The sequence below is a fragment of the Metasolibacillus sp. genome, from assembly GCF_025291715.1.
GTDB classification, from domain to species: Bacteria; Bacillota; Bacilli; order Bacillales_A; family Planococcaceae; genus Metasolibacillus; species Metasolibacillus louembei.
The window spans coordinates 195,270-207,192 of sequence record NZ_JAMBIZ010000002.1; the positions used below are offsets into that span (position 1 = coordinate 195,270).

Here is an 11,923-nt window from a genome sequence, read left to right on the forward strand (position 1 = left end):
TAAGGTATACAATTATTGGAATGAAATAGCTACTGAAGGGGATGATATCATGAAAATTTATTCAGTAAAAATCTTACTAGAATCGATTGTTGTGCCTAATCCAGATGGTGGAAAAACATTTGAGGAAACGATTCGGTTAGTTAAGGCATTTACTAAAGAGGAACTTGAGCAAAAAGTGCGAAATTATTTTGTAGATGAAACATATGAAAATGCATTAGGTGGTCAAACAACTTGGCGATTTGTCACGATCTTAGATATATTCGAATTGATTGATGACTTTGCAGGAGACATTGATTTCAAAGAGGTGTATAGCCGCTTTTTACCGTTTGAGCAGCTAATTACAGCAAATGAAGTGATTGAGCTATATTCACTTGCTAAATGAAAAAAGTTGATGCAGATTCAATCAATCATCTACATCAACTTGTTATTTAGTCACTCACGCGCGCAATATGAATATCTTTGACGATTGTATTAACAACCCAGCTCGCTGCGATTAAGCCTGCAACAGATGGAACAAAGGCGTTCGATGCTGGTGGCATTTTTGCTTTGCGAATTGTAGCATCAGGCTTGCCAACATGCTGTACAACATCCTCACGTACAACGACAGGTGATTCATCTGAAAAGACAACCATTACCCCTTTTTTGATACCCTCTTTACGCAATTTCGTGCGGATAATTTTCGCTAACGGGTCTGTATGTGTTTTCGAAATATCAGCAATTTGGAAGCGTGTAGGGTCCATTTTATTAGCTGCCCCCATGCTTGAAATAATCGGGATATTACGCTTTAAGCATTCTTTCATTAGATGAATTTTATACATTACTGTATCACTTGCATCAATAACATAGTCGATGCCCTGTGCGAAAAATTGCTCATATGTTTCTTCTGTATAGAACATATGCATATCGATGACTTCACACTCTGGATTAATGTCAGCAATACGTTCCTTCATGACAGCTGATTTCGATTTACCAACAGTTGATAAATAAGCAACTAATTGTCGGTTGACATTTGTAATATCTACATTGTCCTTATCCACTAAAATAATGCGGCCAATACCACTTCGGGCACATGCTTCTGCTGCAAAGGAGCCTACGCCACCAACGCCTAAAATCGCCACTGTTGTATTTTTTAAAAGCGCTAAGCCCTCACTGCCTATTGCGAGCTCATTGCGCGAAAATTGATGTAACATTTTTAATCACTCCATATCGATTTTGTAAAAAAAGGTAGAGAGGGACAACCCACCCCTCTCTACCTCTATTATTCCGAGTACTATACTTAGAAAAGATGAATACTTGAAAAATATATACAAAAAAACACGATTACGCAAGTGAAATATTTAGATCTGTTAAAACAACTACATTTCCATGCTGCTGCAATACTGTAATTGGTGAATCAATTGTTACTTCACCGTGTACTAAAGATTCTAAAGCTGCACGTTTTTTCTCACCAACAGCAATTAATAAAATCTCTTTCGCTTCTAAAATATTCGCAATACCCATCGTAATAGCCTTTTCAGGCACTTCAGCAATTGAATTGAAGAAGCGTGCATTTGCTTCACGTGTTGACTCAGTTAATGTCACTGCATGCACTTTTTCAGAAAACGGTGTGCCTGGCTCATTGAAGCCAATATGACCGTTTTCTCCTACACCTAATAATTGCACATCAATTGGATTTTGTGCAAGCAGCTCATTGTAATGTGCTACTTCTGCATCAATATCCTCAGCTAAACCATTCGGTAAATAGCTTTTGCTAAATGGCTTATGCTCAAAAAGCTCCTTTTGCATATATGTAAAGTAACTTTCTGGATGCTCGATTGGTAAGCCAATATATTCATCTAAGTTAAAGCTTGTACAACCCGAGAAATCCACATCACTTTGACGCAAAACTTGATAAAGAGGCTGCATTGTTCCACCTGTTGCTAAACCGAACGTCTTGGCACCGTCCTTTACTTTTTGTTGTAAAAATTGTGCCGCGAAGTTGTATAGTTCATCGGTATTTTCAAATGTTTTTAGCTGTAATGCCACAACGTTTTCCCCCTTATTAATTGTACACCTGCTGCGCCCAGTCTTTTACTTGCTCAGCTGAATCGCATGCTAACAGCTTATCTACTTGCTGTTGCAATGCTTTTTTATTTAATTTAGATAAATTTTCTCTTGTACGTAACACAGCGCTTGAGCTCATAGATAGCTCATCTAACCCTAATGCTAACAAAACTGGTAATGCTAGTGGCTCACCAGCCATTTCGCCACACATCCCTGCCCAGATGCCATGCTTACGTGCACTTGATGCCACATTTTCAATCAAGCGAATGATTGCTGGATGGAATGGCTCGTATAAATAAGATGTCGCCTCATTCATACGGTCTGATGCAAATGTATATTGAATTAAATCATTTGTACCGATTGAGAAGAAATCAACTTCACGTGCTAATACATCTGCTAAAATTGCGGCAGATGGCACCTCGATCATAATTCCTACTTCGTATTTGCCAATTGCTACACCTTCAGCTACTAGTGCATCATGCTGTCGTTGTAAAATCGCTTTTGCCTGATGTAATTCTTGCATTGTCGCAATCATTGGGAACATGATTTTTAAATTGCCATACTGACTTGCACGCAATAATGCACGCAATTGTGTGATGAATATGTCTTCATTTGCTAGAGAAAGTCGAATTGCACGCTGCCCTAAAAATGGATTTTCCTCTTTTGGTAGCTGCCAATATTCTAAATGCTTGTCGCCACCGATATCTAATGTACGTACAACGACAGGCTTGTTATTCATTTTTTCAAGCACTGCTTTATAAAGCTCAAATTGCTGCTCTTCCGTTGGTAATGAAGTGCTGTCCATATATAAAAACTCTGTACGGAATAAGCCCACACCATCTGCCCCAACTTTCAACACAGCTTCAACATCTTGCACGCTACCAATGTTAGCAGCAAGCTCGATATGTGCGCCGTCTGCTGTTACGCTCTCTTTATCCACAAATTGCTGCAATTGCTTTTCGCGTTCTGCTTGCGCTGTCATGCGCTCTTTTGCTTCAAGCTGTGTTTCTTCTGATGGATTGATAATTAATTGACCTGTAGCACCATCTAGTAGCACGATTTCACCATGCTCAATTGTTTCGGCTTCTTTGACACCAACAACAGCTGGAATTTGCAAAGTTCTTGCTAAAATGGCTGTATGTGATGTACGTCCACCAATCGTTGTAATGAAGCCTTTTACAAATTGCTTATTCAATTGCGCCGTAACAGAAGGCGATAAATCATAGGCAATTAATACAACTTCCTCATCAATTTGTGATACGTCAGGCAATACTTTACCTAATAAGCAAGCTAAAATACGGCGTGATACATCTTCAATATCTGCTGCACGTTGACGCATATATTCATTATCCATTTGATTGAATAAATCGATAAACTGCTGTGCTATTTTTTGCAATGCTTTTTCAGCTTGTACATGTTGATCGATTTCACCTTCAATTGCTACATGGAAATCAGGGTCCTGTAAAACGAGTAAATGGGCAGAAAAAATTTCTGCCTCCTCCTCGCCAACCATTGTAATAGCATAATCGCGGATTTTCTCAAGCTGTGTTTTAGCATTGGCAATTGCATCGTGAAAGCGTTGTTTTTCGGCAGATGGCTCTATACCATCATGCTCGATAATGGATAAATCGGGCTCTGCTAAACGGTATGCCTTCGCAACAGCCACTCCTTCTGATACAGCGATCCCTTGCAATTGTCTCATATTATTGCCCAATACCTTGTGATTTGATAACATCTTCTACTTTTGCAATTGCTGCTGCTGCATCGTCGCCTTCAGCTTTTACTGAAATCTTACCACCTGATGGAATCGCTAACGCCATTACACCCATAATTGATTTTAAGTTTGCTTCACGACCGTTATAAGAAATCGTTACATTTGATTGGAATGCAGAAACCCCTTGCACTAATAATGTACATGGACGCGCATGTAATCCTTCTGCTGCTGTAATTGTGAATGTTTTTTCCATAATAAATTCCTCCTAGTTAAATGTAATTCTGTCTTCAAATTGTTTGCAGTACTTGTCGTTTTTAGAGGAAGACTCGTTAATATTATTGCTAACAAAAACAGGTGCCTCTTGCTGCACTGCTAAAAGCTGCTCAATCACCATACTAACAAGTGCATTAAGCATTGCTGCACCAACAATCGTAGAGCTTGCCCCATATTGATAATCGCCACTATGTAATACACCATCACCAATTGGTACAGACGTATTTAATACGATATCTACAACTTCTTCTAAACGCTTGCCACTACTATGTGTGCTGTCTTGTTCAGTATAACATAATGATTGCAAAGAAATAACAAATGCCCCTCGTTCTTTTGCTTCAAATGCCATTTCAATCGGTGCCGCATTACGACCTGATGTCGAAATAATAATCACCGTATCTTCGGGACGAATATCAAGCAAATGGCGATGGGCTGGTACAACACCTTCTGTACGCTCATTGCGAGAAGATGTTACAGGTCCTGCTGCAAGCATTAACGACTCAATATAAATCGGCTTCACTGGTACGAGCCCGCCAGCACGATAAAATTGCTCCTCAGCTAACAAAAAAGAGTGCCCTGCACCGAATAATTGTATAATACCACCTTTTGCAATTTTTGTTGCAATCATTTCAGCAACTTCTTGTAATTGTTGCTCCTGCTGTTCTACTTGATTCAGCAACTGCTGAATATTTTTAAAAAATTGATGCATTTACTCACCCGCATTCTTCAGTCATTATCAACTATTTTACTACCTTCGCTAACTTTTTACAAAGAGCGCTTCCTCCCAAGACTACGAACGTAGCATGAGGTGAGCGCCCTTCTTTCATAAATCAAGTGCTTTCATACTGTATTTCATTATGCGGAGTAAACGATTTTTCCATTCACAATCGTATATTTTACTTGTAAATTTTCATCAACGATCACTAAATCTGCATCTTTTCCAGCTTCAATATAGCCTTTTTGCGATAATTTTAATTGTGTCGCTGCATTAAAGGATGACATTTGCACAAGCTCTTGCCAAGCTGCCCCTGTTGCTTGGCGCATATTGCGTAACGCATCGTTCATTTTCAAAACACTGCCAGCAAGTGCGCCGTTTGCTAAATGGGCACCGTTCTCAGTTACAGTTACCTCCTGACCACCTAAATCATATTTCCCATATGCTAGCCCTTTTGCGCGCATCGCATCTGTAATTAAAATGATTTTGTCAGGGCCCTTTAAACGGTATGCTAAATCAACCATTTCAGGGTGGATATGAATGAAATCAACAATCATTTCAACATATACATCCTTTTCTAATAGCACCGTTCCTACAACGCCTGGCTCGCGGTGATGCATTGCTCTCATTTGGTTATAAAGATGCGTGCCTTGTGTCACACCTTGTACAACAGCTGCTTGCGTTTCTTTCGCCGTTGCATTGGAATGACCAATTGACACAACTACACCTAATCCCTTTGCATATGAAACGAGTTCAATGCCCTGTTCTGGTGCCATCGTTATTTGTTTAATTTGGTTGCCACTCATTTCATGCCATTGCTGGTATTTTTCAATAGATGGCGGCTGAATATGCTCTATTGGCTGAGCCCCCGCACATTGTGCTGAAATAAAAGGTCCTTCCAAATGAACACCTACTAAATTAGCTTCCCCTTCGCCTTGCTGAAATGCAGCTATATTTTGTAATGCAGCTGCAATTGCTTCTTCACTTTGTGTCATCGTTGTCGCTAAGAAACTAGTTGTTCCTTCCGCTACAAGCGCTGCAGCGAACTGATGGAGCGACGCAGCTGTCGCATCCATCGTATCTACACCGTCCGCTCCATGAATATGCATATCAATAAAGCCTGGTAAACAATAGTAGCCCGTACAGTCTATCCCCGTGCCCATTGCATTATTTTCTGTAACAGCTGCAATTTGTGCCCCTTCAATCGCAACATTACGATGCGCTGTTAGCGCATCGTAATTCACCACTGTGACATTTTCTAAAATCAATGGCTTTGTCATTTTGATCAGTCCTTACTTAATTTCAATAGTAATGGATTCTCCATTTTTTAATGTGCCGCTATTCGTTACATTAATTTCTTTACCTTGTAGGTTTGTAAATACAATCGGTGTCACAATAGACGGTGCTGCTGCGCTTACCGCTTGCAAATCAACCTTTAATAGTGGATCGCCTTTTTTCACTGTTTGCCCTTGTGCAACGAATGCTTCAAAGCCTTCACCATTTAATTTTACCGTATCTAACCCAACGTGAATTAATAGCTCTAAGCCATCCTTTGTCATTAAACCAACCGCATGCTTCGTTGGGAAGACCATTGCAACTTCACCATCAACTGGCGATACGAAAATGCCATCAGTTGGATTTATCGCAAAGCCAGGTCCCATCATACCAGTTGAGAATACTTGATCTGGTACAGCTGTTAAAGGTAATAGCTCACCTGTTGCAGGCATTGCTACAGTGATAGAACGATCTACTTGCACATTTTGTTGCGTTGCTTCTTCTACTACGACTTCATTTTTTAATGCTGGATGCCCTTTTTTCAATCTTTCTTTCATTGCATCGCCTAAAAACTCTACAGATGGTCCAATAACAACTTGTGCTGCCGTCTTGTTCATGCGCATTACGCCTTTTGCACCGTAGCGCTTTAACAATGCTTCATCAATAACTGTTGTATCTTTTAAAGACATGCGTAAACGTGTTGCACAATAGTCTACTTCATTAATATTCGTTGGTCCACCAAGACCTTCAATCATATAAAACGCTTTCGTGTCTAATACTTCATCCGCTGAGCCTTCAAGTGCCGCTTCATCTTCATCATCTTCACGACCAGGTGTTTTTAAATCCAACGCTTTGATTAAGAAGTAGAACACGACAAAGTAAATGGCACCAAATACCAGACCAAGCACAAGTATTAATGCTGGCTTTGTTGCAATACCAAAGTTCAGTAAATAGTCAATTAAGCCGGCTGAGAAGCCAAAGCCATGTAATACGCCTAATGCCTCTGTAACATATAATGAAATACCTGTTAACACTGCATGCACAGCGTATAATACTGGCGATAAGAACATAAATGTAAACTCAATTGGCTCTGTTACCCCTGTAACAAAGGCTGTTAATCCAATTGATAGGAACATCCCACCAACTGCCGCACGTTTCTCTTTTTTCGCTGCGAAATACATTGCTAAACATGCTGCTGGTAAACCGAACATCATAATTGGGAAGAAACCAGCTAAAAACGTTCCTGCTGTTGGGTCACCTTTTAAGAAGCGGTTAATATCCCCTTTAACAACTTCACCTGCTGCTGTTGTAAATGTACCAAAGTCAAACCAAATAATCGTATTCATTACATGGTGTAAGCCTACTGGAATTAATAAACGGTTTAAGAAGCCATATACCCCTACACCTAGACCACCTGCGCCTAAAATCCAATCTGCACCACTATCAAGAACACCTTGAATCGGTGGCCAAATGATACCAAATACAAACACTAACGCAGTCATTATGAGAGCTGTAATAATCGGTACGAATCGTCTACCACCGAAAAATGAGAGCCATTCAGGGAATTTTACATTATAAAATTTGTTATAAAGTAGACCTGCAATTACCCCTGCAATAATCCCACCAAATACGCCCATATTAATTGTTTCATCATAGGCACCTAAACCTTTTGTTAAAACAAGATAAGCAATCGCCCCTGCTAGTGCAGCACCACCGCTTGTATCAAAGGCAAAGCCCATTGCAATACCAATCGCAAAGATAATTGGTAAGTTTCCTAAAATACCATCGCCTGCTGCTGCAATGACTGGCAAATCTAGCATATCTGGTTGGCCAAAGCGCACTAATAATGCTGCTGCTGGCAATGTCGCAATTGGAAACATTAAAGATTTACCGATTTTTTGTAAAAAAGCTAACATTCAAGTATCCCCCTTAATTTTCATTTTGGACTAGTTGTCTATACAAGTATACATAAAATGAAAACGCTTTTCTATATGATTTTAAAAAAAAGAACAAAAGTATTTCATAGACAGCTAGTCAAAAAAAGGACGAATCCCGAATGTGCCGTTATATTGTTAAAAGTTTTGAACCCGCTCGCTAGCAGGTGGGTGCCCGCTTCACTACATTAAACGTCCCACTTTATTTGAGAGGGCATGTTTGCCGCAATGAAATGAGGGCTCCCATTCATTTAATGTTCGGTCAAAACATAGATTAACAACGAAAAACGAACACTTCAGGATTCGTATTAAGCATATTTTAGCACGAATAATCTGAATATTCAAGTTAATGAGAGTAAGATTTTTGAAGCGTTTTCATTTGAATGCCAATATTTTTATGTTTTAAAGTAGGAATTCCCTCGTGAATTCCTAATAAAAATGCCATTTGACCGTAGTATCGATCAAATGGCATTTTATTCATTATTTTTCTTTCGTCGCTGTTACAGCTAAATGCAATTCTGTTAATTGCGCATCTGCCACTTGTGACGGAGCATCTGTCAACAGACAGCTTGCTGATGCTGTTTTTGGGAAGGCAATTGTGTCGCGTAAGTTTGTACGACCAGCTAATAGCATAACAAAACGGTCAAGACCGAACGCTAAGCCACCGTGTGGCGGAACACCGTATTCAAATGCTTCTAATAGGAAGCCGAATTGCGCGCGTGCCTCTTCTTGTGTAAAGCCTAAAAGCTCAAACATTTTTTCCTGTAAGTCACGCTCATAAATACGCAATGAACCGCCGCCTAGCTCATAGCCATTTAACACGATATCGTATGCTTGTGCACGCACTTCTTTAGGATTTGTCTCCATCAACGCCATATCTTCATCGAAAGGACGTGTGAATGGATGGTGCGCTGCGTAATAGCGACCTTCTTCCTCATCATATTCGAATAATGGCCAATCAACAACCCATAAAAAGGCGAATTTTGACTCGTCGATTAAATTCAATTCTTTGCCTAGTTTTAAACGTAATGCACCAAGTGCATCTGCAACAACAGAGGCTTTGTCTGCTACAAATAATAATAAGTCGCCCGCTTCTGCTTCTGTTGCACCTATAATTGCCTGTGCTGCATCGCCTTCAAAGAATTTAGCAATCGGTCCGTTTAATCCTTCTGCTGTTACTTTTAACCAAGCAAGCCCTTTTGCACCGTAGCGCCCTGCAAACTCGCCTAATGCATCGATATCTTTACGTGAGTAGTTATCTGCTGCACCTTTAACGTTGATTGCCTTTACTTCACCACCTGCTTTTACTGCGTTAGCAAATACACCGAAAGCTGAATCTTTAACAATGTCAGATAGCTGCTTTAATTCTAAGCCAAAACGTACGTCTGGTTTATCTGAGCCATAACGTGCCATCGCCTCTTGATAGCTCATGCGCTGGAATGGCGCTTCCACTTCCACACCTTTCACATCGCGCATTACTTGTTGAATTAAGCGTTCATTCATTGCGATAATTTCATCCATTGTCATAAACGATGTTTCGATATCGACTTGCGTAAATTCTGGCTGACGGTCTGCACGTAAATCTTCATCGCGGAAGCAACGTGCAATTTGGAAATACTTCTCGAAGCCTGATACCATCAATAATTGCTTAAATAGCTGTGGGGATTGTGGCAATGCATAGAATTCACCTTCATGCACACGAGACGGTACTAAATAGTCGCGTGCTCCCTCTGGTGTTGATTTTGTTAAAATTGGCGTTTCTACTTCTAAAAAGCCTTCATTTTGTAAAAAGTTTCGAATTGTACGCGTTACATCTGAGCGCATTTTAAATGTATCGAACATTGCAGGGCGACGTAAATCTAAATAACGATACTTTAAGCGTAAATCCTCTGAAATTTCTACTTTGTCATCAATCGCAAATGGCGGTGTTTTCGCTTCATTAATAATTGTTAACGAAGACGCGATAACTTCAATTTTGCCTGTTTTAATATTTGGGTTAACTTGCCCTTCTTGACGAAGGACTACCTTTCCAGTCACTTCGATGACAAATTCACTGCGAATTTTTTCAGCAATTGCTAACGCTTCAGGTGCCTCATCGCCAAATACGACTTGGACAATCCCTTCACGGTCACGCATATCAACAAAAATTAATCCACCTAAATCGCGGCGCTTTTGCACCCAACCTTTTAATACAACTTCCTGACCTTGCTGCTGTTCATTTACTTCACCACAAGCATGTGTTCTTTGTGCCATTATCGATTCCTCCAAATTTATTTCTGCTCTAATAAGTAGTTCACTAAATCATGGAACGCGACTTTTTGCTGATCGCCTGTTGCCATTGTTTTCACATTCACTGCCGCTTCGGCTAGCTCCGTTTCACCTAACACTAATACAAATTTTGCACCTAGGCGATCTGCTGCCTTCATTTGTGCTTTCATTTTGCGATCGATGTAATCCATATCAGCAGAGATGCCTTTTGCACGGAAGGAGCTAATTAATTCCGCTGCCTTCACCTTCGCCGTATCATCAAGCGCTACGACAAATACGTCAAGCTCATCTTTTACATCAAGCTCCACACCCTCTGCCTCAAGAGCTAGCAATAAACGCTCAATGGAAAGTGCAAAGCCGATACCTGGCATATCAGGTCCGCCAATATCTTCTACTAATCCGTTATAGCGACCACCACCGCAAAGTGTTGTAATCGCACCAAAGCCTGCCGCTGTTGACATGATTTCAAATGTTGTGTGGTTATAATAATCAAGCCCACGCACTAAATTTGGATCAATTTCATAGGCAATACCGAGCGTATCTAAATACATTTTTACTTTCTCAAAATACGCTGCTGATTCCTCTGTTAAATAATTTGGTAATGCAGGTGCTGAAGCCATTAATGGATGCTCCCGATCTACTTTACAGTCCAAAATACGCAGTGGATTTTTTTCTAAACGCTTTTGGCAATCTGTACAAAACTCGCCAATGCTTGGCTGGAAGTGCTCGATTAATGCCTGACGGTGCGCATCTCGCGTTTCTTTATCGCCTAATGAATTGAGCACAAGCTTAATGTCCTTTAAACCAACTGTGCTGTAAATATCCATGACTAACGCAATCACTTCTGCATCAATCGCTGGGTCTGCAGAGCCAATCGCCTCTACGCCAAACTGTACGAATTGGCGATAACGACCAGCTTGTTGACGCTCATAGCGGAACATTGGTCCCATATAAGAAAGCTTCACAGGCTGGTCTGGCTGCCCGAACATTTTGTGCTCAACATAGGCACGCACTGCTGAAGCTGTTCCTTCCGGGCGAAGCGTTAAAGAACGACCACCGCGATCCTCAAATGTATACATTTCCTTTTGCACGATATCTGTCGTATCACCAACCCCACGTTGGAAAAGCTCTGTCGCTTCAAACATCGGTGTGCGAATTTCTTTATAGCGATAAAGATGACATAGCTCACGAATTTTCTCTTCAATTAACTGCCATTTCTCTGATTGTCCAGGTAAAATATCCTGTGTCCCTCTTGGTACTTTAAAGCTCATTTCAAATGCCTCCTTTTTTCAAAAAACAAAAAAGCCCTCGTCTCTTGCATAGCTATGCAAGGGACGAAAGCTTGTATCCATACTTCCGCGGTTCCACCCTAGTTGATGTAAAAAGTTACACCCTCTCGATATTCGGATAACGGCCGATTCCGTTTTTCCCTACTATGCATAAGCATTTCGAGAAAAAGCCTCTCAAGTGTTATTCGCAATGAACGTACTGTAGGAAAAATTGCAGCCGATGTTTTTCCCTCTCTGTGTCAGCCCTAGTTATTGCTACTTGCTTGGTCGCTGGCGATTTGTTCTTTAATTTATACTTTATCATAATGATGTATACGGGACTTGTCAACCATTTTCAAAAAAACTATAGATTTTCGTATCGAAATGCTTTTACAATATGAATAGCGTAGCCTTTAGCATTTGAAAGGAGTTG

General features: G+C 40.4%; 10 protein-coding genes, 1 other RNA gene and 1 other annotated feature. Of the genes, 1 reads left to right on the plus strand and 10 read right to left on the minus strand.

What is annotated here, in order from left to right; translation table 11 throughout:
* The first annotated feature begins 49 nt into the window (after nt 1-49).
* Nucleotides 50-382 carry a DUF4288 domain-containing protein gene (locus M3Z76_RS02630; protein WP_293920695.1) on the plus strand — a complete coding sequence of 111 codons (333 nt, stop codon included), beginning with the start codon at nt 50-52 and terminating at the stop codon, nt 380-382.
* 46 nt (nt 383-428) lie between these two features.
* Here the strand turns inward: M3Z76_RS02630 and M3Z76_RS02635 are convergent, their stop codons facing one another.
* From M3Z76_RS02635 to hisS, 10 genes are all read right to left on the minus strand, one after another.
* Nucleotides 429-1,190, minus strand: a complete 762-nt coding sequence (locus M3Z76_RS02635; RefSeq protein WP_293920698.1) for a tRNA threonylcarbamoyladenosine dehydratase — start codon at nt 1,188-1,190, stop codon at nt 429-431.
* A 130-nt stretch (nt 1,191-1,320) separates the two neighbouring features.
* Complete coding sequence (locus tag M3Z76_RS02640; RefSeq protein ID WP_293920701.1) at nt 1,321-2,025, minus strand: glucosamine-6-phosphate deaminase; 705 nt, start codon at nt 2,023-2,025, stop codon at nt 1,321-1,323.
* 16 nt (nt 2,026-2,041) lie between these two features.
* Nucleotides 2,042-3,745 (minus strand): phosphoenolpyruvate--protein phosphotransferase, encoded by a 1,704-nt coding sequence (ptsP, locus tag M3Z76_RS02645; RefSeq protein ID WP_293920703.1) that lies wholly within the window; start codon nt 3,743-3,745, stop codon nt 2,042-2,044.
* A gap of 1 nt (nt 3,746) precedes the next feature.
* Complete coding sequence (locus M3Z76_RS02650) at nt 3,747-4,010, minus strand: HPr family phosphocarrier protein (RefSeq protein WP_293920706.1); 264 nt, start codon at nt 4,008-4,010, stop codon at nt 3,747-3,749.
* A gap of 12 nt (nt 4,011-4,022) precedes the next feature.
* Nucleotides 4,023-4,739: a sugar isomerase domain-containing protein gene (locus M3Z76_RS02655; RefSeq protein ID WP_293920708.1), complete on the minus strand. Its 717-nt coding sequence runs from the start codon at nt 4,737-4,739 to the stop codon at nt 4,023-4,025.
* Nucleotides 4,740-4,885: 146 nt separating this feature from the next.
* Complete coding sequence (gene nagA, locus M3Z76_RS02660; protein WP_293920710.1) at nt 4,886-6,025, minus strand: N-acetylglucosamine-6-phosphate deacetylase; 1,140 nt, start codon at nt 6,023-6,025, stop codon at nt 4,886-4,888.
* A 12-nt stretch (nt 6,026-6,037) separates the two neighbouring features.
* Nucleotides 6,038-7,936 carry an N-acetylglucosamine-specific PTS transporter subunit IIBC gene (gene nagE / locus M3Z76_RS02665; RefSeq protein WP_293920713.1) on the minus strand — a complete coding sequence of 633 codons (1,899 nt, stop codon included), beginning with the start codon at nt 7,934-7,936 and terminating at the stop codon, nt 6,038-6,040.
* A gap of 129 nt (nt 7,937-8,065) precedes the next feature.
* Nucleotides 8,066-8,260, minus strand: a non-coding RNA gene (gene ssrS, locus M3Z76_RS02670) — 6S RNA.
* 174 nt (nt 8,261-8,434) lie between these two features.
* Entirely contained in the window at nt 8,435-10,207 is a 1,773-nt protein-coding gene (gene aspS / locus M3Z76_RS02675) for an aspartate--tRNA ligase (protein ID WP_293920714.1), read from the minus strand.
* 17 nt (nt 10,208-10,224) lie between these two features.
* On the minus strand, nt 10,225-11,493 hold the full coding sequence (gene hisS / locus M3Z76_RS02680) for a histidine--tRNA ligase (protein ID WP_293920715.1): 1,269 nt from the start codon (nt 11,491-11,493) through the stop codon (nt 10,225-10,227).
* Between the two features lie 56 nt (nt 11,494-11,549).
* Nucleotides 11,550-11,791: a binding site (T-box leader), on the minus strand.
* Nucleotides 11,792-11,923 lie beyond the last annotated feature (132 nt).